Source organism: Saccharopolyspora erythraea NRRL 2338, from assembly GCF_000062885.1.
GTDB classification, from domain to species: Bacteria; Actinomycetota; Actinomycetes; order Mycobacteriales; family Pseudonocardiaceae; genus Saccharopolyspora_D; species Saccharopolyspora_D erythraea.
Genome location: NC_009142.1, coordinates 6619412 through 6643502, shown reverse-complemented (window position 1 = coordinate 6643502; position 24091 = coordinate 6619412). Strand labels below are relative to the sequence as shown.

22 protein-coding genes are annotated in these 24091 nt (G+C 72.0%); 16 read left to right on the top strand and 6 right to left on the bottom strand.

Translation table 11 applies throughout. The annotated features are described in order from the left end of the window. Positions 1-104 precede the first annotated feature (104 nt). From SACE_RS28365 to SACE_RS28315, 10 genes are all read left to right on the top strand, one after another. On the top strand, positions 105-590 hold the full coding sequence (locus tag SACE_RS28365; protein WP_037302717.1) for a helix-turn-helix domain-containing protein: 486 nt from the start codon (positions 105-107) through the stop codon (positions 588-590). A 142-nt stretch (positions 591-732) separates the two neighbouring features. Continuing rightward, on the top strand, positions 733-1326 hold the full coding sequence (locus SACE_RS28360) for a 2'-5' RNA ligase family protein (protein ID WP_009950448.1): 594 nt from the start codon (positions 733-735) through the stop codon (positions 1324-1326). Between the two features lie 156 nt (positions 1327-1482). Then, the gene (rpsO, locus tag SACE_RS28355) at positions 1483-1752 is read left to right on the top strand and encodes a 30S ribosomal protein S15 (RefSeq protein ID WP_011874883.1); all 270 of its coding nucleotides are present in this window, start codon (positions 1483-1485) and stop codon (positions 1750-1752) included. Positions 1753-1994: 242 nt separating this feature from the next. Next, positions 1995-4247 (top strand): polyribonucleotide nucleotidyltransferase, encoded by a 2253-nt coding sequence (locus SACE_RS28350; protein WP_011874882.1) that lies wholly within the window; start codon positions 1995-1997, stop codon positions 4245-4247. 196 nt (positions 4248-4443) lie between these two features. Then, the gene (locus SACE_RS28345) at positions 4444-5793 is read left to right on the top strand and encodes a M16 family metallopeptidase (protein WP_011874881.1); all 1350 of its coding nucleotides are present in this window, start codon (positions 4444-4446) and stop codon (positions 5791-5793) included. Between the two features lie 56 nt (positions 5794-5849). Beyond that, positions 5850-6608, top strand: a complete 759-nt coding sequence (gene dapB / locus SACE_RS28340; protein WP_009950455.1) for a 4-hydroxy-tetrahydrodipicolinate reductase — start codon at positions 5850-5852, stop codon at positions 6606-6608. After that, positions 6609-7097, top strand: coding sequence for a tetratricopeptide repeat protein (locus tag SACE_RS28335; protein WP_009950456.1), 489 nt, complete (start codon positions 6609-6611; stop codon positions 7095-7097). Between the two features lie 529 nt (positions 7098-7626). Then, positions 7627-9411, top strand: a complete 1785-nt coding sequence (locus SACE_RS28330) for a hypothetical protein (RefSeq protein ID WP_009950458.1) — start codon at positions 7627-7629, stop codon at positions 9409-9411. 127 nt (positions 9412-9538) lie between these two features. After that, on the top strand, positions 9539-11215 hold the full coding sequence (locus SACE_RS28325; protein ID WP_009950459.1) for a hypothetical protein: 1677 nt from the start codon (positions 9539-9541) through the stop codon (positions 11213-11215). A gap of 385 nt (positions 11216-11600) precedes the next feature. Next, positions 11601-12002: a hypothetical protein gene (locus SACE_RS28315; protein ID WP_009950461.1), complete on the top strand. Its 402-nt coding sequence runs from the start codon at positions 11601-11603 to the stop codon at positions 12000-12002. 179 nt (positions 12003-12181) lie between these two features. On the opposite strand, the gene SACE_RS28310 is transcribed toward SACE_RS28315, so the two are convergent. Together SACE_RS28310 and SACE_RS28305 are read right to left on the bottom strand one after the other, a co-directional pair. Then, positions 12182-12661, bottom strand: a complete 480-nt coding sequence (locus SACE_RS28310) for a YqaA family protein (protein WP_009950462.1) — start codon at positions 12659-12661, stop codon at positions 12182-12184. Between the two features lie 85 nt (positions 12662-12746). Further along, a complete protein-coding gene (locus SACE_RS28305) occupies positions 12747-13310 on the bottom strand; it encodes a GNAT family N-acetyltransferase (RefSeq protein WP_009950463.1) in 564 nt (187 codons plus the stop codon). 86 nt (positions 13311-13396) lie between these two features. Here SACE_RS28305 and SACE_RS28300 point away from each other — a divergent pair, with 86 nt between their 5' ends. Then, a complete protein-coding gene (locus SACE_RS28300) occupies positions 13397-14623 on the top strand; it encodes a winged helix-turn-helix domain-containing protein (protein ID WP_031334064.1) in 1227 nt (408 codons plus the stop codon). 410 nt (positions 14624-15033) lie between these two features. Here the strand turns inward: SACE_RS28300 and SACE_RS28295 are convergent, their stop codons facing one another. Next, the gene (locus tag SACE_RS28295; RefSeq protein ID WP_009943067.1) at positions 15034-15963 is read right to left on the bottom strand and encodes a DUF4097 family beta strand repeat-containing protein; all 930 of its coding nucleotides are present in this window, start codon (positions 15961-15963) and stop codon (positions 15034-15036) included. Between the two features lie 12 nt (positions 15964-15975). Continuing rightward, a complete protein-coding gene (locus SACE_RS28290) occupies positions 15976-16539 on the bottom strand; it encodes a toxin-antitoxin system HicB family antitoxin (RefSeq protein WP_009943068.1) in 564 nt (187 codons plus the stop codon). Between the two features lie 197 nt (positions 16540-16736). Here SACE_RS28290 and thyX point away from each other — a divergent pair, with 197 nt between their 5' ends. From thyX to SACE_RS28265, 5 genes are all read left to right on the top strand, one after another. Beyond that, the gene (gene thyX / locus SACE_RS28285; protein ID WP_009943069.1) at positions 16737-17489 is read left to right on the top strand and encodes an FAD-dependent thymidylate synthase; all 753 of its coding nucleotides are present in this window, start codon (positions 16737-16739) and stop codon (positions 17487-17489) included. 159 nt (positions 17490-17648) lie between these two features. Further along, entirely contained in the window at positions 17649-19103 is a 1455-nt protein-coding gene (locus SACE_RS28280) for a serine/threonine-protein kinase (RefSeq protein WP_009943071.1), read from the top strand. 37 nt (positions 19104-19140) lie between these two features. Beyond that, positions 19141-19767: a TIGR03085 family metal-binding protein gene (locus tag SACE_RS28275; protein WP_009943073.1), complete on the top strand. Its 627-nt coding sequence runs from the start codon at positions 19141-19143 to the stop codon at positions 19765-19767. A 151-nt stretch (positions 19768-19918) separates the two neighbouring features. Continuing rightward, positions 19919-20863 (top strand): 4-hydroxy-tetrahydrodipicolinate synthase, encoded by a 945-nt coding sequence (dapA, locus tag SACE_RS28270; RefSeq protein ID WP_037302692.1) that lies wholly within the window; start codon positions 19919-19921, stop codon positions 20861-20863. A 32-nt stretch (positions 20864-20895) separates the two neighbouring features. Then, entirely contained in the window at positions 20896-22584 is a 1689-nt protein-coding gene (locus tag SACE_RS28265) for a ribonuclease J (protein ID WP_173401365.1), read from the top strand. 147 nt (positions 22585-22731) lie between these two features. On the opposite strand, the gene SACE_RS28260 is transcribed toward SACE_RS28265, so the two are convergent. After that, positions 22732-23775 (bottom strand): hypothetical protein, encoded by a 1044-nt coding sequence (locus SACE_RS28260; RefSeq protein ID WP_009943076.1) that lies wholly within the window; start codon positions 23773-23775, stop codon positions 22732-22734. Then, the gene (locus SACE_RS28255; RefSeq protein WP_009943077.1) at positions 23775-24083 is read right to left on the bottom strand and encodes a type VII secretion target; all 309 of its coding nucleotides are present in this window, start codon (positions 24081-24083) and stop codon (positions 23775-23777) included. Before SACE_RS28255 ends, SACE_RS28260 begins: the two co-directional genes overlap by 1 nt. Positions 24084-24091: the final 8 nt, after the last annotated feature.

Here is a 24091-nt window from a genome sequence, read left to right as displayed (position 1 = left end):
TTTCCGATAACTCCCCGCGGGGGGAGCGTGACCTGGCAGGATTCAGGCCGGTACCACGCCAGGCGTCGGGCGGCGTGATCAACGGTGGCACCGGGGGAGCGAAGGTGGAGGAACAGAAAAGCGTCCAGCGGAACCTGGCACTGCAGCGCCAGTGGTACGGCGAGCCATTGGGTGACCGGGTGCGCAGGCTGGTGGTCGCTTTCCGGATCTCCCAGGCCCAGCTCGCCGACGTGCTCGGCATCAGCGCTCCCATGCTCAGCCAGGTCATGAGCGGGCGGCGGGCCAAGATCGGCAACCCGCAGGTGCTGGCGCGGCTGGTCATGCTCGAACGCAAGGTGCTCATCCCGGGCGTGGCCGCGGGCGACTCGGAGGCGATGAAGCACGCGCTGGAGGACGTCCGCAACTCGCAGCCGTCGGTCGGCCGGGACAACCTGCCGGTCATGCAGGCCGCGGGCGAGGAGACGGCGTGGCCGGTGCTGCGCGAGGTCGCGCGCCCCAGCGAGCTGGAGGCCGCCGCGTCGATGATCGACGGGCACTACCCGGCCCTGGCCGGCCTGCTGCGACGCGCGGCCAACGGCGACCTGACCTGACCGGGAACCCTCCGGGCTCACTTCGCGTGGCGGTGCCGGTCGGGGGCAAGCGGCTTCGCCGCTTCAATGATCAAATGCAGGCTCTGCAGGCGTTCTCGCCCGACCGGGTGCTCGCGGGGCGGGCGGGTACTAGGGTCCGGCCATGCGCCTGTTCACCGCGCTGCGGCCGTCGGAGGAGGCGGTCCGCCACCTCTCGGCGGCGCTGGACTCGCTGCCCGAGGACCGGCTGGCCGACGCCACCGAGGGGCTCCGCAAGTTCCGGTTCATCCCTTCCGCCCGGTGGCACCTGACGCTGTGCTTCCACGGCGACGACGCCGACCCCGGCAGGCTCGGCGCGCGCCTGGAACGCAAGGTCGCCGCCGTGCGCGAGCGGCATCCCGGCCCGCCGCGCCTGCGGCTGGCCGCGGGCGGTTCCTTCCGCGGCGTGCTGTGGGTCGGCACCGAACCCGAGGACGCCTCGGACGAGGCCACGATCCGGGCGCTGGTGCGCGCGGCCGGGGCCGACCCGCACGACTACCAGGGGCACATGACGGTCGCCCGGTGGGCGGCGGGCCGGCCGCGGGGAGGCCGGTTGCGGGGTCTGCTCGACGGCTACGCCGGGCCCTGGTGGGAGCTCGGCGAGGTGACCCTGGTCCGCAGTGACCAGGGCGAAGGCGGCCCGGTCTACACGCCGGTGCGCAGGGTGGCCCTGACGCGCCGTACGCCGGGGCGACCGGGGAGTAACCCGTCTGCCTGATATCGTGGAGCGTGGCTCGGGCTGCAGTCCGTGGCGGCCGAGCCCGGCCGGGAGTTCGCGGTGCACGCGAAGCGACCCGGACCGATCCCCGGCGCGGCCCCCAGGCGGGGCGGGCGCCGGTCGTTGTGACCACGGGACGCAAATAGGAGTCAACTCGTGGCTTTGTCCACTGCGGAGAAGAAGCAGATCCTGGCCGAGTACGGCCTGCACGACAGCGACACCGGCTCGGCCGAGGCGCAGGTGGCCCTGCTGACCAAGCGCATCATCGGTCTCACCGAGCACCTCAAGCAGCACAAGCACGACCACCACTCGCGTCGTGGCCTGCTGCTGATGGTCGGCCGCCGTCGCCGGCTGCTGAACTACCTGACGAAGGTGGACATCGAGCGCTACCGTTCGCTGATCCAGCGACTCGGTCTGCGTCGTTGACAGACGCCGAGGGGAGTGGCCGGTCGGCCGCTCCCCTCGGTGCATGAAGAGGGGGCGGCGCCGCCGCCCGCAGAACTGCAGAGAGCTCACGGTGACAGCGGGCAAGCGTCCGCCGGTCCTCGGTAGTGGCTCCCGGGCGGACCTCGCAGGAGGTTCCCGAGGGCTTCGATCGATGGCCGGCCTCGTCGGACCACGACCCGGATGCGCTGCCGTGGGCCTCGTGGAGACGAGGAGAAACCAACTTGACTGACGTGCAGTCACTGGACGAGGGCGTGTACGAAGCGACCGCGGTGCTGGACAACGGCGCCTTCGGCACCCGTACCGTCCGATTCGAGACCGGCCGGCTGGCCAAGCAGGCCGCCGGCAGCGTCGTCGCCTACCTCGACGACGACACCATGCTGCTCTCGGCCACCACGGCCTCCAAGCAGCCGAAGGAGCACTTCGACTTCTTCCCGCTGACCGTCGACGTCGAGGAGCGGATGTACGCCGCGGGCCGCATCCCCGGCTCGTTCTTCCGCCGCGAGGGCCGTCCCTCCACCGACGCGATCCTGACCTGCCGGCTGATCGACCGGCCGCTGCGCCCGTCGTTCGTCGACGGCCTGCGCAACGAGGTCCAGGTCGTGGTCACGGTGATGAGCCTGGACCCGCAGGACCCCTACGACGTGCTGGCGATCAACGGCGCGTCGGCGTCCACCCAGCTGTCCGGCCTGCCGTTCTCCGGCCCGGTCGGCGGCACCCGGATGGCGCTGATCGACGGCCAGTGGGTGGCCTTCCCCACCTACGAGCAGCTCGAGCGCGCGGTGTTCGACATGGTCGTGGCCGGCCGCATCGTCGGTGACGACGTCGCGATCATGATGGTCGAGGCCGAGGCCACCGAGAAGACCGCGGGCCTGGTCTCCGCCGGTGCGCAGGCGCCGACCGAGGAGGTCGTGGCCGCCGGTCTGGAGGCCGCCAAGCCGTTCATCCGGACCCTGTGCCAGGCCCAGCAGCAGCTCGCGCAGGCAGCGGGCAAGGCCACCGAGGAGTTCCCGGTCTTCCCGGCCTACGCCGACGACGCCTTCACCGCCGTCGAGCAGGCCGCCTCCGCCGAGCTGGCCGAGGCGCTCAAGATCGCGAGCAAGCAGGAGCGCGAGAACCGGCTCGACGAGATCAAGGCCGCCGTCCTGGAGAAGGTCGGCACCGGCGAGGGCGAGCAGTTCGAGGGCCGCGAGAAGGAGGTCGGCGCCGCGTTCCGCTCGCTGACCAAGAAGCTGGTCCGGCAGCGGATCATCCGCGACCAGGTCCGCATCGACGGCCGCGGCCTGACCGACATCCGCAGCCTGTCCGCCGAGGTCGGGGTCATCCCGCGGGCGCACGGCTCGGCGCTGTTCGAGCGCGGCGAGACCCAGATCCTGGGCGTGTCCACGCTGAACATGCTGCGGCTGGAGCAGACCATCGACTCGTTGTCCCCGGAGACGACGAAGCGCTACATGCACCACTACAACTTCCCGCCGTACTCGACCGGTGAGACCGGCCGGGTCGGCAGCCCGAAGCGGCGCGAGATCGGCCACGGCGCGCTGGCCGAGCGCGCGCTGATCCCGGTGCTGCCCACGCGCGAGGAGTTCCCGTACGCGCTGCGTCAGGTCTCCGAGGCGCTGGGCTCCAACGGCTCGACCTCGATGGGCTCGGTCTGCGCATCGACGCTGTCGCTGCTCAACGCCGGTGTGCCGCTGAAGGCGCCGGTGGCGGGCATCGCGATGGGCCTGGTCTCCGACGAGATCGACGGCAAGACCCACTACGTGGCGCTGACCGACATCCTCGGTGCCGAGGACGCTTTCGGCGACATGGACTTCAAGGTCGCGGGCACCAAGGAGTTCGTGACGGCGCTGCAGCTGGACACCAAGCTGGACGGCATCCCGTCCGAGGTGCTGGCGCAGGCGCTGGGCCAGGCGCGCGACGCCCGGTTCACCATCCTCGAGGTGATGGCCGAGGCGATCGGCAAGCCCGACGAGATGAGCCCGCACGCCCCGCGGGTGACCTCGATCAGCATCCCGGTGGACAAGATCGGCGAGGTCATCGGCCCGAAGGGCAAGATGATCAACTCGATCACCGAGGAGACCGGCGCCGAGATCACCATCGAGGACGACGGCACCATCTACGTCGGCGCCGCCGACGGCCCGTCCGCGGAGGCCGCGATCGACAAGATCAACGCCATCGCCAACCCGCAGCTGCCGAAGGTCGGCGAGCGCTTCCTGGGCACGGTGGTCAAGACCGCCGCGTTCGGCGCGTTCGTCTCGCTGCTGCCGGGCAAGGACGGCCTGGTGCACATCTCCAAGCTGGGCAACGGCAAGCGCATCGGCAAGGTCGAGGACGTGGTCAACGTCGGCGACAAGCTGCGCGTGGAGATCGCCGACATCGACAGCCGCGGCAAGATCAGCCTGGTCGTCGTCGACGACGAGGCGGAGAACGCCGACAAGGGCGGCGAGAGCGAAGAGACGAGCGAGCAGGGCGCCTGACAGCGCTCCGAGCGGCACGCGGATGATCTGACGCCAAGACGCCGCGTGTGAACACGCCGAACTGATGCGGCCCGTCCCGGTTCCCGGGGCGGGCCGTATCGTTCGAGCAGACCCGCCGTCGCGCGGTGGTCGACCGGTGGTGGACGGCGCCGCCGTCGCCGCCCGCGGCCATTCGCGCCCCCGAGACCCGAGGACCATGAAGCAGCAGCAGAAGCAGACAGGTGCCGGACATCTGCAGAGACCGGGTACGACGCGCGTCCTCGGACGCGGTGGTGGCGGAGAGGCGATGCGGCGGACCGTGCTGCCGGGCGGGCTGCGGGTCGTCACCGAGCAGGTGCCGGGCGCGCGGTCGGCATCGATGGGCATCTGGGTCGGCGTCGGCTCGCGCGACGAGTCCAGGCAGCAGGCCGGTGCCGCGCACTACCTGGAGCACCTGCTGTTCAAGGGCACCGCGAAGCGCACCGCCGTGCAGATCGCGCAGGAGATCGACGCGGTCGGCGGCGAGCTGAACGCCTTCACCTCCAAAGAGCACACCTGCTACTACGCGCACGTGCTGGACGAGGACCTCCCGCTGGCCGTCGACATGCTCTGCGACGTGGTGTTCGACGCGGTCAACGCCAAGGCCGACGTCGACGTCGAGCGCAGCGTGGTGCTCGAGGAGATCGCCATGCGCGACGACGACCCCGAGGACCTGCTGCACGAGACGTTCACCGAGGCGGTGCTCGGCGACCACCCGCTGGGCCGGTCGGTGCTGGGCACCGAGGAGTCCATCGAGAGCATGAGCCGGGCCCGGGTGCACGGCTTCTACCGCAGCAGCTACCAGCTGCCCAGGATGGTCGTCGCCGTCGCGGGCAACATCGAGCACGCCCGGGTCCTGCGGTTGCTGCGCAAGGCCATCGGCGACCGGCTCGACGGCGACTCCGCGCCCGCGCCGCCGCGCTCCGGCCGGGCCCGCCTGCCGCGGCAGAGGCCGCTGGTGCTGCACGAGGACGACACCGAGCAGGCCCACCTGCTGCTCGGCTGCCGGGGCATCGACCGCCACGACGAGCGGCGCTTCGCGCTGGGCGTGCTCAACGCCGCGCTGGGCGGCGGGATGAGCTCGCGGCTGTTCCAGGAGATCAGGGAGAAGCGCGGGCTGGCCTACTCGGTTTACTCCTCGACGACGGCCTACGCCGACACCGGCACCTTCTCCGTCTACGCCGGCTGCACGCCGGACCGCCTCGGCGAGGTCGCCGCGGTGGTGCGCGGGGTGCTGGCCGGGGTCGCCGCGGACGGGTTGACCGAGGACGAGGTGGCGCGCGGGCGCGGCCAGCTCCGGGGCGGTCTGGTGCTGGGGCTGGAGGACACCGCCTCGCGGATGACCCGCATCGGCAAGAGCGAGCTGAACTACGGGCGGCACCTGAGCGTGGCGCAGACGCTTGAGCGCATCGACGCCGTCACCGCGCAGGACGTCGCGGAGCTGGCGGCCGAGCTGCTGCAACGCCCGCTGACCACCGCGGTCGTCGGTCCCTACGGCGCCGTCGAGGACCTGCCCGACGGGCTCTGAGCCAGGTCTTGCAGAATCACCGCAGGTACAAGCGCTGTGGAAAGGCGGTCGACAAGGTGAACTCGCCAGCCCCGATCAAGGTCGGCGTACTGGGCGCCCGCGGGCGGATGGGCAGCGAGGCGGTCCGCGCCGTCGGCGAGGCCCCCGACACCGAGCTCGTCGCGGCGGTCAACCGCGAGGACTCGCTCGACGCGCTGGTCTCCGAGGGCGCGCAGGTCGCGGTGGAGCTGACCCACCCCGACTCGGTGCTGGACAACATCAGGTTCTGCGTCGACAACGGCATCCACGTGGTCGTCGGGACCAGCGGGCTGGGCACCGCCGAGCTGGACCAGGTGCGTTCGTGGCTTGCCGAGCGGCCGGAGGTCGGTGTGCTGGTGGCGCCGAACTTCGCGATCGGCGCGGTGCTGTCGATGCGCTTCGCCGAGATCGCCGCCCCGTTCTTCGACTCGGTGGAGATCGTCGAGCTGCACCACCCGAAGAAGGCCGACGCGCCCTCGGGCACGGCCGCGCGCACCGCGCAGGTGGTCTCGCAGGCGCGCGCCGAGGCCGGGCGCGGCCCGTCGCCGGACGCCACGACCAAGGAGCTCGACGGCGCCCGGGGTGCCGACGTGGACGGGGTGCGGGTGCACTCGGTGCGGATGACCGGCCTGGTCGCGCACCAGGAGGTGCTGTTCGGCGGCGAGGACGAGACGCTGACGGTCCGCCACGACTCCTACGACCGCCGGTCCTTCATGCCGGGCGTGCTGCTCGGGATCCGCGAGATCGGCTCCCGCCCGGGCCTGACGGTCGGCCTCGAATCGCTGCTGGGGCTGTGAGTGTCTGAGCGGGACCGCGACCGGCGCAGGCTGGTCACCGCGCGGGGCGCGGCGTTCGTGCTGGCCCTCGTGCTGCTGGCGTACCTGGTGGTGCTCGGCGGACGAGCCTTCACGATGATCGTCAGCGGGCAGCCGGTGTTCGTCGCGCTGGGGCTGGCGATCCTGGTGCTGCCGGTGCTCGGCGCGGTGCTGGTCGTGGACCAGCTGCGCTTCGGCGCGAGCACCGAGCGGCTGGCGCGCCGCCTGCACGACGAGGGCGCGCTGCCCGACGTCTCGCACCTGCCGCTGCGGCCGTCGGGGCGCGTCGAGCGGGACGCCGCCGACGCCTGGTTCGACGAGAAGCAGCGGGAGCTGGAGGCCGCGCCGCGGGACTGGCGGGCCTGGTTCGCCCTCGCCCAGGCATACGACCTGGCAGGCGACCGCAACCGCGGGCGCAAGGCGATGCGCCGGGCGATCGAGCTGGAAAAGGGCGAGGGACGACGAACATAGGCCCGGCCGGAGCAGCCGGGGAACCGCTTTTCAGGTGACCGGATGCCGATCGCGGGTTGTGGGACGCGATCGGCATCCGGTTTCCCATTCAATGGTCCGGGTTTGACATCGTGATCACCCGCCGCGCATGATCGTGCGCATGCCGAGGTTCTTCGCCCTGGTCGCCAGGATCCACGTGGATCTGCGGCACCAGGCCAGCGCGCTGTGTAGCGCCTGAAGGGTTCTTCTCCCTCGTCACAGGGGACGCGGTCGGCGTCCTTTCTTCCACCGGATCGCGTTCCGCTGAATTCGGCGCGTCCGGTTTTGCGTTGATTCGGTTTTTCCGGGATTTGCCGCGCGCGCATTTCGCGGCTGCCGTTCGACGTCTTTCGTTGTTTCCGTTCGTCCTTTTGTTGCCGGCGGCGGCATGCCGGCACGTTCAGGAGTGCTGATGAGAACAAGAACGCGTAGAAGATGGCCGGGAGTGCGGCGTTCCGCGCCGGAAGGCGCCCAGCCCCGTCCCCGCGCCGCACCCGGACGCCGGCGGGCGGTGCTCGCGGTGCTGGTCGCCCTCGGGGCGGTCACGCTGCCCGTCGCGTCCAGCGACGCCTACGCCGGCGTGCAGGTGTCGACCCACCGCGTCCAGGGCGCCGACGGCAAGGAGTACTCGGTCACCAACCACCTCGTCGGCCGCGCGCTGTCGAACGCCTCCGGGCAGCGCAAGGAGTGGCTGCTGGTCTGGGCCGGTGACGAGAACATCGCCGACACCGCGGTCAAGGACGTCAAGGACCTGCCCGGTTCGCTCGGGGGCGGCCTGGACAAGGCCCGCGACGCCCTGCCGGGTCCGGACTTCCTGGCCGTCATCGACGCGACCAAGGGCTCCAGCACCTACGGCCAGGTGGTCAACACCGCGACCGTGGGGCCGCTGGTGGAGAACGAGCCGCACCACATGCAGTACGTGTGGCACAAGGGCGACACCATCTTCGCCGGTGCCCTGTTCGGGGCCGCGACCTACGCGTTCGACGTGTCGGCGCTGCCGAACCTCAAGCTCAAGGGCATCAGCCTGCCGTCGCAGACGCTGGGCGGCTCGGTCCCGGACGCGTACTGGACGCTGAAGGACGGCACGGCCTACGCGACCTACATGGGCGGTCCGGTCGCGCCGGGCCCGTTCCGCTACGACGACGGTTCGGTGCACGTCGGAAACGGCTTCGCGGGCAGCCCCGGTGAGGTCGTGCGGTTCGACCAGAACGCCAGGGTGCTCTCGCAGTCCCCCGCGGCGACCCCGGGCGGGGACAACGAGAAGCTGTGCGCCAACCTGCCGCGACTGGGCACGCCGACCTGCGCCAACCCGCACGGCATCCAGGCCCGCGAGGACCTGGACACGCTGGTCACCAGTGACTACGCCGAGCCGAGGAACATCATCCTGGACCCGGTGAAGCAGCCGTCGCCCTACCTGCGGCGGCCGACGGTGCGGACCTGGGACATCTCCGACCGCAACCATCCCAAGCTCAGGGCGGTCTCGTACCTGCCGGACGGTCCCCGGGCCGATCCGGAGGACCCGCTGCACGCCGAGAGCCGGGCGGTCATGGAGACCACGGTGACCAACCTGCCCGGTCACAAGGGCGCGTTCGCCCAGACCATGCAGGGCGGTGCGGTGTTCTACACCCCCGACATCACCGCGGCCGAGCCGCACTGGGTCGAGGTCTTCGACGACGGCGCGGCGAACAAGGCGATCGACCCGGCCAACGACAGCAACGGCGGCAGCTCCAACGGCGGCTGGATCCAGACCAGCCCGGACGACCGCTTCCTGTACCGGGCCATCGTCGGCCGCCAGCCGGGCACGCTCGGGCCGGACGACCCCGGCACCACCGGCGGGGTCTACACGCTCGACATCTCCAAGCTGGTCGCGGCCGGCACCGGCTTCAAGTGCTCGATCGACACGCTGGAGAAGGCGCAGCGCGGTGGCGGCGAGGACTGCCCGACGCTGGCCGGTGCGACGCCGGTCAACCCGGGCCAGCCCGGTGCCGGCCCGCACTGGGGTGCCTACGACAACTTCAGGATCGGCCCGGACGGGCTCTACCAGGAGACAGCCAAGCCTAGCCGGCTCGCGGTGTCGAACTACTTCGTCGCGCGGTCCGGGCTCGACGGTGACCACAAGGTCAACATGGTGAACCTGGGCGAGGACGGTTCGGTCTCGGTGGACGACGCCTTCCGCGACGAGGTGACCGGCGAGGTCGGGGTCGACTTCAACCGGCGGTCGTGGCCGCACGGCGACTTCGGCAACGCCAAGCCGCACTCGGAACTGTTCGTGGTCGCCGACCAGGACGTCAAGTGAGACACCGGCGGGGCGGGGCATCCCGCGGCACAGCGGGGAACCCGGTGCCGCGCCCCGCCGGTCCGCTCCGGCCAACCCCCGAAACCACCTCCCCGGAAATGTGAGTCTGGCGATGGATGCGCATGGCATGCACGCGACCGCGTCCGATGTGGACGCGCTCGCCCTGGTGCTGCGACTGGTGCTGCTGTCGGGCACCGCCCTGGTCGCGGGAACCGGTCTGCTGCGGCCGGTGGCCGACGCACCGGCCCGGTGGGTCTCCTGGACCTCGGGCGGACTCGCCGCCCTGGCAAGCCTCGTCTCGATTCCGGCGCTGGGCGTGAGCCCGGCCTTCGCGGTCGGGCATGCCGTGCTGGTGCTCGCCGTCCCCGCCCTGCTGCGCCGGCCGACGGCAGCCGCCTACGCGGGCTTCGCCACGGCGGCGCTGCTCGTCGCCGAGACGGCGTCCGGGCACTCCTCCTTCCAGTTCCTCGTCGACACCGCCTACACCGCCGTGGCCGTCGGCTGGTTCGGCTTCGCGGTGCACGCGGGGCGGCTGAAACCGGGGCTGCGCCTCGGCCCGATCGCCCTGACCGCCGCGATCGTGCTCACCGCGGCGGCGGTCGGGCAGTTGCTCCTCTCCGGTCTGCTGGACCGGCGGCTCTACGGCAGCGGCCACGGCGTCGCGCTGCTGCTGATCACACTGTCCACTGTGGTCGTTCTCGGTCTGACCGGGTGGCTGCGCCGCGATCCTCGACGGATCTACCGGTTCGGCGCGGCAGGCGTAGCCGCTGTCTTCCTGCTGTGGGGAGCGCTGCCCGCGATCCCGCGACCGCACGAGCTCCCGCTTCCGGGAGTCCCGAGGCTCGTGCATGCCGAGGTCGAGGGGCAGAAGCGTCCGATGCTCATCACGCCGCAGCGGCCGGGCCCCAACCTGGTGCACTTCCCGGAAAGCGCGGGCAAGGGCATCTCCGTCGAGGTGGGCGAGCACGTGGTGCCCGCCATGGCGCGGCCGGGCGGCCACGGCACGTGGGCCACCGTCGACCTGCCCGCGGGTCGCAGCGACGTCGTGATCCGGCGCGGTGACACCACCGACAGCATCGAGGTCGACACCGGGGACGCGACCGCGCCCGCACTCGCGGGTGCGACCGGTCCGGACGGGCCAGAGTGCGCCGGCGCCGCGCTCGGCGGCCTGGTAGCGGGCGCCCGAACCCCGCTCACCGGCTGCCCCGCCGACGCGCTCGCGTCCGACGACGCCGACGCTTTGCGCCGCCTGGTCGGTGCCTTGGCGGCCAACGGCACACCGGCGGTCACCCTCGAAGCCGACGACTCCCCGCGCTCCCGGCAGGCCGCCGACGTGGTCCGCGCCGCCGCGGCCGAACGCGGTGTCGCGGTGAGCCCGGTGCCGCAGCCCGAAGGTGCGCTCGTCGTGGTGTCCGGCTGGGAGCGTGCAGTCGACCGGCTGACGCTGGGACACCAGTACGTGTGGGGCGTCCACCTGGCCCCGTGGCTGCTGCACGGACCGGTGCTCAACACGGCGGCCAGCTCGTCGGTGCCGCTGCGCTTCGACCCGCGCGACCAGCGCTCGCTGGCTTACGGCCTCACCCTCGCCGGCGCCTTCGGCGGGGAACCGCCCTCGGTGGCGGGGTTCGGCTCGTGGCTGGCCGCGCGCGGGATGGCCGTGCGTGGGCCGGTGACGATCTACGCCGCCGCCCAGGTGGACGTGATGAAGATGAGCATGCCCGGCATGGACCACGGCGGTACCGCGGCCGGGACGTGGAACCCGAAGGGCACGGTCGTCGCCGTCTCCGCCCCGCTCGCCCCCTGATCCAGGAGCGAAACATGTCCGTTGTGGACGAATCGGTGCGGCGTCCGCCGCCCGCGGCGCCGGCGGCCCCGGCCAGACCCGGGGTGATCACGGCGGCCGTCGTTCTCGCGGTGGCGGTTCGGCACCTACGCCTGGCGCCAGCTCGTCACGGTCGGGCAGGGCCGAGCAATCCGCGCGCACAGGCTGATGCTCGCCGTCGCCTGCCTGCTGTTCTCGGTCGTGCTCGGCACCGTCTTCGGCCTGTCGGGCCCGCCGGAGGGCACGGTGGCCCCGGCCGGACGCGGGCGTGGCGCTGCGCTCGCTGTTCGGTCCGGAGAACCCGAAACCCTTGGATGCGGTCTGCTGACTTCCGCCGTCCGGCGGGGGAACTGAGGAGGTGCACGAAATGAGGAAACCGATCGCACGGCTGCTCGCCGGTGCCGCTGCCGGTGTCGCGCTGACGTGCCTGAGCGGCGGCGTGGCGCACGCGGAGACCACGCCGGTCTGGCTGCTGCCGGGGGTTGACGCGGGCGCGGTGCTGGGGCCGACCGCGGAGCTGCCCGCCCAGGCCTTGCGCCCGGTCTTCGACGCGATCCCGGCGGGCGCGGTTCCGGGCGGTGTCGTGCCGGGTGGCGTGTCCGCCCCGGCGCAGGGCCAGGCGCAGGCCGCCGCCCCGGCGGACGGCCCGGCCATCGTCGACGAGCCCGACACCAGCGGCCTGCACAACAAGTGGACCTTCGCCCCCGCGGGCGTGCCGGTCCTCGGCGTCATCGACTCCGTGCAGGGCGTGCCCGGCAGGCTGTTCTGACGTGCGCACTGCTCCCGCAGCGCCGCGGGAGCAGTCGCCGCCAGGCCGGGCGCGTCAGCCGGACACGCGGCGGTACAGGCCGGGTCCCACACCGCAAGCGACTGACGCCCACTTTCGAAACCCCACGGGCCGCCACCGGATCGCGGGCGCCGTCGGGTCAGGTCCAGGGGTTCGTGGGGCTACATCCAGGCGACGAGGGCGCCCGGTGCGACCGCCAGCACCCCGAAGCGCAGGAAACGGCCGACGAAACCGGTGACCAGGAACGTCGACAGCGGTACCTTCGCCCAGCCCGCGACGAAGACGATCGCCGCGAACGGCGGCAGGCTCGCGATCGCGCTCACCAGCAGCACCCCGCCGGTCCACAGCGGGCGCTTGCGGCAGGTGTCGCGGAAGCGTTCGATCCACGCGCTCCAGCGGCCCTTGGTCTTGGCCTCGGTCCGGCGCCGCAGGAAGGCAGGCAGCCGGACGACCCCGCGCGCGGCGTAGAAGTACAGCATCTTGCCCGCGATCTGCCCGACCGCGATGACCAGCGCCAGCGCCCACCAGGGCACCTCCGGCCCCTTGAGCACCAGACCGATCACGAACAGCTCGACGCTGATCAGCGGCATCAGCGCGGATGCCACCGCGACCCCGAAGGTCGTCGAGAGCAGACCGATCACTGCCAGCAAGGTTCCCCCAAAGTGGAAGAAGGCATCAGCGGGAGGCCAAGGAGCCCCCGCGCATCGAGGCCGAGTCGCGACCTCGTCAACTCCGCTCGAAGCGCAGGTCGAGCGAGCCGGACAACCTCAGCTCGCGGAGGGGACGGCCACCCGCATCGAGTGTCCGCACTGTACCGTCCGGCTGCCACCCCACGCTCGCGTAGAAGCCGGTCGAGGCCGTGTCCGCCTCGGGGACCCAGGTGATGCCGCGGGTGGCGCCCTCGGCGCTCAGGCGCTGCGCCATCGCGCCCAGCAGCCGCCCGCCGTGGCCGCGCCTGCCCCACCTCGGCTCCACCAGCAGCGTGCTGACCAGCGCGACCGTGGCCGCGTCGGCCGGCGCGGTGCCGTCGGCGGCCGCGGTCTCGGCCTCCGGGGCGAACCCGGCGGCGCAGAACCCCACCAGCCACTCGCCCTCGGTGGCGACCAGCACCGACGCCGGGCCCTCGGTCAGCGCGTGTCGCCACTGCGACTCGGTCTCAAACGGGTCCAGCCCCGCCAGCACGTCCTCCGGCAGCACGTCGGCGTAGGCGGTGCGCCAGGTCGTCAGCTGGATCCTCGCGATCTCTGCGGCGTCGTCGGGTCCGGCGACTCGCACGTCGGCTTCGGCCATGCGGTGAACCTAACGTGTCCGCACATTCACTCGTAGGAGCGGCCGGGTGTCCGTCGGTGTCGGTGGGTGCTGGCACCATCTGGCGGGTGCAGACCATGAGCATCGAGAGCGCGCGGCGCACCGCGCTGGCGGCGCAGGGCTTCGCCGATTCGCGACCGGCCGGAGAGGTCAACCGCAGGCATCTGCAACGCGCGCTGGGCAGGACGAAGCTGCTCCAGCTCGACTCGGTCAACGTCGCGGTCCGCGCGCACTACATGCCGGTCTACAGCAGGCTCGGTGCCTACCCCGCGGACCTCGTCGACGACGCCGCATGGTCGCACCGCACGCGGCGCCCCCGGCTGCTGGTGGAGTACTGGGCGCACGAGGCGTCGCTGATCCCGGTCGAGGACTGGCCGCTGCTGCGCTGGCGGATGCGCGAGTACGGCGGCGCCTGGCGGCGCAAGTTCCGCACGCTGCTCGAACGCGCGCCGCAACTGGTCGACGACGTGCTCGCGGCGGTGAAGGACCTCGGCCCGATCGGCGCCGGCGCGCTGGAGCGCGAGCTCGGCGGCGGGCAGAAGCAGGGCACCGGCCCCTGGTGGAACCGCACCGACACCAAGCACGCCTGCGAGCTGCTGTTCGCGATGGGGGAGCTGACGACCGGGGCCCGGCGCGGCTTCGAACGCCTCTACGACCTGCCGGAGCGGGTGCTGCCCGCCGACGTGCTCGCCGCCGACCCCGAGGACGACGTCGCGATCAGGGGCCTGGTTGAGCGCTCCGCGCAGGCGCTGGGCGTGGGCACCGAGAGCGACCTGCGCGACTACTACCGGCTCAGCCCCGCGCAGTCCAAGCAGGCCGTCGCCGAGCTGGTCGAGGACGGCGTGCTGGAGCCGGTGACCGTGCGCGGCTGGCGCCAGCCCGCCTACCGCCACGCCGAGGCGCGCGTGCCGCGCAAGGTGACCGGGCGAGCGCTGCTGTGCCCGTTCGACCCGCTGATCTGGGAGCGCTCGCGCACCGAGCGGCTGTTCGGCTTCCGCTACCGCATCGAGATCTACGTGCCGGAACCCAAGCGCCAGTACGGCTATTACGTGTTCCCGTTCCTGCTGGACGGACGCCTCGTCGCCCGCGTCGACCTCAAGGCCGACCGCACGGCCGGGGTGCTGCGCGTACCCGGCGCGTTCGCCGAACCGGGCGCCGACCTAGCGTCGGTGGTGCCGGAACTGGCAGGCGCACTGGGTGACATGGCGTCCTGGCTCGGCCTGGGCGGAGTGGCCGTGGGGGAGCGCGGCGACCTGGCCACCGCCCTGCGCACCACCACACGCGGCGACGGCTGACGATCGAATGTGGCGGTACTTCCGCGACTGCGAATTGCCCGCCGCAGCCCAACAGGGTCGGTGCCGTGGTTCTCATCCCGTCGACCTGGCGCCAGCCCGATCAGACCGGGTCAAGGGGGCCCGCTAGATACGAGCCGCAGGTTGCCTCGAAATGTCGGCCTCCTTGACGCGGTCTGATAGCCCTCGTGGAGGTCGACGGGATGAGAACCACCCAACCGCCAAACCGCAGGCTGCCTCGAAAAAATTCATCCCGGAGACCTGCCGGGGGCCTGGGGGCGGCGAGCGCCCCAGAAACCCCGCTCTGAGGGTGCCCTGCAGGGCCAGGGTGGGTGCGTCGAAGACTTACGCGGCCCCACGCTGAAGGTGCCCCGCAAGGCCAGGGTGCCTGCGTCGAAAACCCCCGCCCCGACTCAAATCGCCGAAGTGATCAAAGCGTCCCCGGTCCCGGTACGCCCGAACACCCGCAGCGGCGCTTCCTCCGCCGGGGGCTCGTCCGACACCGCCAGGTCGCTGGTCGCGCTGCCGGTCGACGACGTCAGGTCCACCTCGGCGCCGACGCCGCGCCGCACCGCGATCTGCAACTGCCCGGACCCGGTTATCAGCTCGACCTGGCCCCGCGCCGCGTCGGCGACGGTGAGGTCACCGCTGCCGGAGCGGACCAGCACGTCGTCGTGCACCGCGCCGATCCAGACGTTGCCACTGCCGGTGACGACCGAGGACGGCGAGTCGATCGAGGCGATCTCGACGTCGCCGCTGCCGCTGCGGGCCTGGACGCCTCCGTGCACCGACCCGAGCTTCAGCGGTCCCGAGCTGGTGCGCACGGTCGCGCTGGCGCTGGACTCGTCGACGCTGACGTCCCCGGAGGCCGCCTGGATCTGCACCCGTCCGGCCTTGCCGCTGACCGACACCTGGCCCGAGGTGTGCACGCCGATCTGCGACTCCAGCGGCGCGGTGATCCTGATCGCCAGCGGGATCCCCCGCAGCGGGGGCGCGGCCGGTCCGCGCACCGCGAGCCTGCTGCCGGTCAGGTCGATGCGGGTCTGGTGCACCGCCTCGGCGAGCGGCTCGCGCGGCCCGTCGCCGCCGGGACGCAGGCCGCCCTCGCCGAACTGCTCGCTGACCCAGTTCAGCAGCCCGGACAGCCCGCTGCGCCAGTCCGGGCCGGCCGACGACGGGTCGTGGCGCACCTCGATGTGGGTCACCGGCGTCTCGGCCAGCTCGATGCGGATCGAACCCGCGTTGTTGTTGATGTCGAGCTCGATGGGGTGCGGGGTCTCGAAGTCCTGGGTCCGGACCAGTTCGTCGGAGCGGTCCTCGAAGCCGGAGCGCTGCTCGGTCATGGCGCCGCCCCTTCAGCCCTGGACCCAGCCGTGCACGCGGGAGCCGCCCGGCCCGTCACCGCGCCACCGGCCCCGACCCGCCCCGGGCGGGCCCCACGGCCTGCCGCCGTGACCGCCTTCGCGCGGTCCGCGCGACCTGCCTCCGCCGTGCAGGGCGCCCTGGACGGCCTGCGCGACCCACGTGTTCAGCGACACGCCCTGCACCGACGCGGCCTGCTCGGCCTGCGACTTGATCTCGTCGAGCAGGCGCAGCGTGATGCGGCTGATGTCGCCGCCGTCGCCGGGCGGCGGGGGCGGCGGCGGTTCCTCGTCCCGGCCGCCGGCCGGTTCGCCGGCGCTGCCGCTGACCGCGACCCGGACGTCCCGGCCGTCCAGCCGGATGTCCACGACCTGGCCGTCGAGGTGCGTGGTGACCTCCGCGGCCAGGTCCGACAGCGCGTTCATGATCGCCAGGCGGGCGGCGGGCTCGATCGCCGAGGACAGCACCGCCGCGGTCTGGCGGGTCTGCTCGTCGCCCGCCGACGCCGCGGAGGTCAGGTCCTCCCGGAGCTGGCTGATGTAGGGGCTCAAATCCATGACGCCACAGTGACACCATTTCTGACGTCATGCAACGTCTCTGGTGACGTCAGTGTCCCCGGTGACCTCAGTCGCGTCGGCCTACCGGCGGGGCGGGCGCGGTCGGGGCCGACCGTTAGGCTCGACGGGCAAGAGACTGGGGAGTCGCGACAGTGGTCGACGACCACGACTGAACAGCAGAAAGGGGTTCGTTCTCCGTGACCGAGATCGTCCCGCCGAAGGTCCAGCTCATCGGCAAGACCGAATTCTTCCCACCGGCCGACGTGGACTGGTCGACCGACGCGGACGGCGGCCAGGCGCTCGCGGAGTTCGCCGGCCGCGCCTGCTACCAGTCGTGGCGCAAGCCGAACCCGGCGACCGCGACCAACGCCGGCTACCTCCGCCACATCCTGGAGGTCGGCCACCTCTCCGTGCTCGAGCACGGGACGGTGACGTTCTACCTGAGCGGGATGTCGCGCTCGCTGACCCACGAGCTGATCCGCCACCGCCACTTCTCCTACTCCCAGCTCTCGCAGCGCTACGTGCCCGAGCGCGACGCCGCGATGGTCGAGCCCGACGTCATCGCCGAGGACCCCGAGCTGCACGAGAAGTTCGTCAAGGCCACCGAGGCCAGCGTCGCCGCCTACTCCGAGCTGCTGGAGGCGCTGCAGGAGAAGTTCGCCGACGAGCCCAAGGCGACGCTGCGCCGCAAGCAGGCCCGGCAGGCGGCGCGCTCGGTGCTGCCCAACGCCACCGAGACCCGGATCGTGGTCACCGGCAACTACCGCGCGTGGCGGCACTTCATCGCGATGCGGGCCAGCGAGCACGCCGACGTCGAGATCCGCGCGCTGGCCATCGAGTGCCTGCGCCAGTTGCAGAAGGCGGTGCCCAACGTCTTCGGCGACTTCGAGATCACCAGCCTGAAGGACGGCAGCGAGGTCGCCTCCAGCCCCTTCGTCACCGAGGGCTGACGCCCGCCGGCGGCACCGCCGCGAAATTCCCGGCGCGGGTGGAAACCGAACGCCTGCTGATTCAGTCCAAGGAGCCGGGTCTCATCTGGTTGGATGAGGCCCGGCTTCAAGGTGTGAGCGCAGCGCGTTCGTCGCGCTCGGGCGGTGGAGGAAGACGCTGTGGTGCAACACCCGGGGACCGGGCAGCAGGCCCGTGTGATCGGCGGCCGTTACCAGGTGACCGGGGAGCTCGGGCGCGGCGGCATGGGGATCGTCTGGCGCGCGTGGGACCAGGTGATCGGCCGCGAAGTGGCGATCAAGGAGCTGCACCTGCCCGACGGGGTGCCGCCCGCCGAGCGCCAGGTCTACGAGGAGCGCGTGCTGCGCGAGGCCCGCACGGCGGGCCGGCTCAACGATCCCGCCGTGGTGACCGTGCACGACGTGCTCGCCGAGGCCGGGACCACCTACATCGTGATGGAGCTGGTGCGGGCCGTCACGCTGACCGAGCTGGTGGCCCAGCGCGGCCCGCTGGCGCCGGAGCAGGCCGCCGACCTCGCGCGGCAGGTGCTCTCGGCGCTGGAGAACGCGCACGCGGCGGGGATCGTGCACCGCGACGTCAAGCCGAGCAACATCATGGTCGCCGACGGCCGGGTGAAGCTCGCCGACTTCGGCATCGCCCAGACCCTGGACGACCCGCGGCTGACCAGCAGCGGCGCCATCGTCGGGTCGCCGTCGTTCATGGCGCCCGAGCGCATCCAGGGCGCCGACGCCTCGCCTGCCGGCGACCTGTGGTCGCTCGGGGCGACGCTGTTCTTCGCGGTGGAGGGCTGGATGCCCTTCGAGCGCCAGACCACCGCCGCCACGCTGAACGCGGTGCTCAACGAGACGCCCCGCGCCACCCGTCCGCACGGCGTGGTCGGGCCGGTGATCACCGGCCTGCTGATCGCCGACCCGAAGGCGCGGTTCACCGCTGCGCAGGTGCGGGCGTTGCTGGCCAGCACACCGGCCTCCGAGGCGGTGACCAGGCCCGCCGGCGTCGCACCGACGGCCGTCGCCGCGCAGGCGCCCCACGGCAGGCGAGGGCTGTGGGCGTCGGTGGCAGCCGTGGCCGCGGTGGTGCTGTTCGCGGCGGGCCTGCTGGTCGGGCGGTTCGGACTGGGCGGTTCGACGCCGGTCGCGATGGAGCCGACGCTGACCTTCGGAGCCGGGGGCGACATCCAGCGGTTCCACTTCCCCTCCAGCACCGGCTGCTCCGACGGTGCTCTCGCGCCGGGTGGGTCGTTCGGCGAGTCGGACTCCAGGACCTGCACCGACCCGCACGACCACGAGATCTTCCACAGCGGTTCGGTGTTCTCCTCGGGCGAGACCGACGTCGACTACCCCGGCGAGGAGGAGCTCCAGCGCTTCGGCGAAGGGCTGTGCTCGGCGTTCTTCAACTCCGACCAGATCGTCATCCCCGCCAAGGAGACCGCGCTGCGCTACGTCGCGCTGGTGCCCACCGAGCAGAGCTGGAACCTGCGGCGCACCGTCCGCGCCGACGACAACAGCGACAACGACGACCAGGGCTCCCAGACCGTCTACTGCGGCCTGCGCAGCGCCGACGGCAAGAAGCTGACGACCAAGGCGACGCTGTAGCCGGACCGCCGGGGGCGCGTGCGGCTAGAGTGACGGCATGGGTGTGGCCAGTGACGAGCGCCAGCAGCTCTGCGAACTGTTCGACCGCGTCGGCCCGGACGCGCCGACGCTGTGCGAGGGGTGGACCACGCGCGATCTCGCCGTGCACCTGGTCGTGCGGGAGAGGCGGCCCGACGCGGTGGCGGGCAGGCTGCTGCAGCGGCTGGCCGACCGCCGCGAGCGCATCGAGTCCGAGATCGGCGACCGTCCGTGGCCGGAGCTGGTCGACATGGTGCGCCAGGGCCCTCCGAAGTGGAACCCGCTGGGGCTGTCCGCGGTGGACGAGACGGTGAACTCCGCGGAGTTCTACGTCCACCACGAGGACGTGCGGCGGGCACAGCCCGGCTGGGAGCCGCGTCCGTCGGACCCGGCCCGCGACGAGGCGCTGTGGAAGGCGCTGTCGCGCACCGCGAAGGTCTTCTACGGCCGCAGCCCGGTCGGCGTGGTGCTGCGCAGGCCGGACGGCACCGAGATCGCCGCCAGGCGCGGTCCGCGCACGGTGCGCATCAACGGAGAGACCGGCGAGCTGCTCCTGCACGCCTTCGGCCGCAAGCAGGTCCGCGTGACCTTCGACGGCAACGAGGCCGACGTGCTCGCGGTGGAGGATCTTCGCCGGTCGCTGTGACCGGAAAACTCTTCAACGCCGCCCGCGCCGGCCGCAAGAATCACCGCTTCGGCGGATCCCGCGCGAGGGGTTTTCACATCGTCGGCCGACCGCGGGCCAGGGCCGGTCCGGGCGCGCTCGGCGGTGGACTGACCAGGTAGCGTCATGGGTTATGACCGTCTGCCCCACTGCCTCTCCGGGCCGTCCGTTCGGCCGGGTACTGACCGCCATGGTGACGCCGTTCGACGAGGACGGGAAACTCGACCTGAAGCTGGCGCAGGAGCTGGCCACCTACCTCGTCGACCACGTCGGCAACGACGGGCTGGTCGTCAACGGCACGACGGGGGAGAGCCCGACGACCAGCGACGAGGAGAAGGAGCGGCTGCTGCGCGCGGTGGTCGAGGCGGTCGGCGACCGCGCCACCGTCGTGGCGGGCGCGGGCACGAACAACACCGTGCACTCGGTCGAGCTCGCGCGTTCGGCGGAGAAGGCCGGTGCGCACGGCCTGCTGGTCGTGACCCCCTACTACTCGCGCCCGCCGCAGGAGGGCCTGCTCTCGCACTTCACCACCGTCGCCGACGCGACCGACCTGCCGGTGATGCTCTACGACATCCCGCCGCGCTCGGTCGTGCCGATCCAGGTCGACACGCTCAAGCGGCTGGCCGAGCACCCGCAGATCAAGGCGGTCAAGGACTCCAAGCACGACCTGCTGGCCGGCAGCGACGTCATGGCCAACACCGACCTGGCCTACTACTCCGGCGAGGATCCGCTGAACCTGCCGTGGCTGTCGGTCGGCGCGGTCGGATTCGTCAGCGTGATCGGCCACGTCGTCGGCGACCGCCTGCGCCAGATGCTCGACGCCTACGAGTCGGGTGACATCACCGCCGCCCGCGAGGTCCACAACGGGCTGCTGCCGGTGTACCGCTCGATGAACTTCGTCGGCGGCGTCATCTTCTCCAAGACCGCGCTGCGGCTGTGCGGCTACGAGACCGGCCGGCCCCGGCTGCCGCTGCCCGCGGCCACCGAGGAGCAGGTCCGGATCATCACCAGCGACCTGTGGGATGCTGGCCTGGTACTGGTAAACCCGGACGCCGCAGCAGAGGTGACCCAGCGTTGAGCGCGAAGGCCACAGCCACCGAGTACCACCCGGTGACGCCGACCTCGTCGGCACCGCCGGGACCGCTGGCAGAAGGCGGCCTGCGCGTGTTCGCGCTCGGCGGCATCGGCGAGGTCGGCCGCAACATGACGGTGTTCGAGCACGCCGGCCGGCTGCTGGTCGTCGACTGCGGGGTGCTGTTCCCGGAGGACGACGCGCCCGGGGTGGACCTGATCCTGCCCGACTTCGCGCCCATCGAGAACCGCCTCGACGACATCGAGGCGCTGGTGCTCACCCACGGCCACGAGGACCACATCGGCGCGGTGCCGTTCCTGCTGCGCCTGCGGCCCGACCTTCCGGTCGTGGGCTCGAAGTTCACGCTCGCGCTGCTGGCGGCCAAGTGCAAGGAGCACCGGCTCAGCCCGACGCTGGTCGAGGTCGCCGAGGGCCAGCACAGCACGCACGGCGCCTTCGACCTGGAGTTCTTCGCGGTCAACCACTCGATCCCGGACGCGCTGGCCGTCGCCATCCGCACCCCGGCCGGGGTGGTGCTGCACACCGGTGACATCAAGCTGGACCAGCTCCCGCTGGACGGCAGGCTCACCGACCTCGCGGGCTTCTCCCGGCTCGGCGACGAGGGCGTGGACCTGTTCCTGGTCGACTCCACCAACGCCGAGGTGCCCGGGTTCGTCACCCCGGAGCGCGAGATCCGGCCGGTGCTGGACCGGGTCATAGGAAAGGCCACCCAGCGGCTGATCGTGGCGTGCTTCGCCAGCCACGTGCACCGGGTGCAGCAGGTGCTCGACGTGGCCGTCGAACACGGCAGGAAGGTCTGCTTCGTCGGCCGCTCGATGGTCCGCAACATGGGCATCGCCTCCGAGCTCGGCCTGCTGCAGGTGCCCGACGGCCTGATCGTCGAGCTCGACGAGGCGCTGGCGATGCCCGAGCACCTGGTCGTGTTCGTCTCGACCGGTTCGCAGGGCGAGCCGCTGTCGGCGCTGTCGCGGATGGCCCGCGGCGAGCACAAGCAGATCCGCATCCGCGCGGGCGACACCGTCGTGCTGGCCAGCTCGCTGATCCCCGGCAACGAGACCGCGGTGTTCGGCGTGGTAAACGGCCTGGTCCGGCTGGGCGCCGACGTCGTGCACCAGGGCGGTGCGAAGGTCCACGTCTCCGGCCACGCCTCGGCGGGCGAGCTGCTCTACCTCTACAACGCGGTCCGGCCGAGCAACGTGATGCCGGTGCACGGCGAGTGGCGGCACCTGCGCGCCAACGGCGAGCTGGCGCGGCTGACCGGCGTCGCGCCGGAGCGGGTGGTCATCGCCGAGGACGGCGTGGTCGTCGACATGGTCGACGGCATCGCCGACATCGTGGGCCGCTTCGAGGTCGGCCACGTCTACGTCGACGGCCTGTCGGTCGGCGACGTCGGCGAGTCGACGCTGTCGGACCGGCTGATCCTCGGCGAGGGCGGGTTCATCTCGATCAACGTCGCCGTCGAGGCCAGCACCGGGCGCGCGGTGTCGTCGCCGAAGATCTCCGGTCGCGGGTTCTCCGACGACCCCAAGGCGCTCGACGAGGTCGTGCCGCTGGTGGAGATGGAGCTGGCGCGCACCGAGTCGGAGGGCATCACCGACACCCACCGGATCGCGCAGGCCGTGCGCCGCGTGGTGGGCAAGTGGGTCGCCGACACCTACCGGCGCCGCCCGATGATCGTGCCGAACGTGCTGCCGGTAGGCGGCTGAGAGGTCCTTCTGACCAGGCGGTTCCGGCCGCTGAGCGGTCGTTGTCGCTGGGCCGTGACCGGGCGGGTTCCTCACCTGAGCAACCCGCCCGGCCGCGGCTGAGCCTTCCCGTTCCCGAGGAGGTGGGACGGGTGCGGGCTCAGGCGGTCACTTCTTCTCTTCCTTCTCCAGGTCCTCGGCCGCGTCGTCGTAGTTGTTGCCCGCCGCCGCGGTTTCCTTGGTCGCCTCCGACATCGCCGACCGGCGGAGGGCCGCCCCGTTGATCGTGTCGGCCCAGCCGTCGCGCACGCGCGCGCCGGTCGCGTTGTCCACGCCGTCGGCGCGGTCCCTGAGCTGGGACGGAACCCGGTCGCGGATCGCGTTGTTGAAGCTGTCGAACCTGCCGTCCATCGCCCGCACGTGCTGCTGGCGCGAGCCGACCGCCGCGCCGGGCTTGGAGGCCAGCTCCCCGACCCTGTGCGCCTTCACCCGGACCGAGCGGGCGGCGTCCTTGAGCTTGTCGAACTTGCCCATGACGTCGGCGATCTTCTCCAGCAGGTCCTTGACCCTGCGGATGATCTTGCCCGCGGTGGCGGCCCCGCGGCCCACGGCCCAGCCGGTGAACGCGGCCATCGAGGCACCCGCGGTGAAGAAGGCCGCCGCGCTCGCGGTGACGAATGCCGCGATGATCTCGCCGACGACGTCGGCGATCATGTCGCGGATCACGGCGCGCACCGAGGCCACCGCGACCCCGATGGCCTGGGTCGCGTAGCGCACCCCGTTGGCCAGCTTCTCCAGCGCGCCGATGTCCTCGGCGAGCTCCGCGGCGGTCCTGCGGTAGCTGTCGGCCGACCGGCCCTCCCACGACGCGGTCTCCGACTGCGCTGCGCGGGCGTACTCCGAGGCGACCTTGCCGCAGGTCATGGCGACCTGTTCGCCCCAGACCGCGGCCACCTCGTTGACCGCGTCCGGGTCACCTGCCAGGTCGTCCAGCGGTTCCTTGAGGAACGACACGTGCTCGATCAGCCAGCCGACGCCCGCGCCGCTGAGCATCCCGAGCGGGTTGGCGATGAAGCCCAGCGCGTCCAACCCCACCGACGCCACGTTGCCGAGCGTGGCGACCGACATGTCGAAGTCCTTGACCAGCGAGTCGACGCTCTCGACGATGCGCGCGCCGTCGGTCCGGTTCTCCTCGGTGACCTCGAGACCCATCACAGCCCCTTCATGATCTCGGCGAAGACCTTCGCGTGGTCGTCGTCGGTCCGGCGGTTCGCGTCCGCGCAGTCGCGCAGGCCGTCGGCGACCCGGGGCAGCGCCGAGCCGACTTCGCCGATCTGGTCGCCGATCACGGCGATGCCCGCGCGCAACGCCAGCGCGAAGGGCTGGCAGAGGATGCCGAACGTCTCGGTGCCGAGCTCGACGCTCGCACCCTTGCCGCCGGCGTCGCTGAGCTGCTTGCCCAGCGCGTCGACCTGGCCGGCGTGCGAGGCCAGGTCGTCCGGAACGATCTTGAATCCCATGTCGTCGG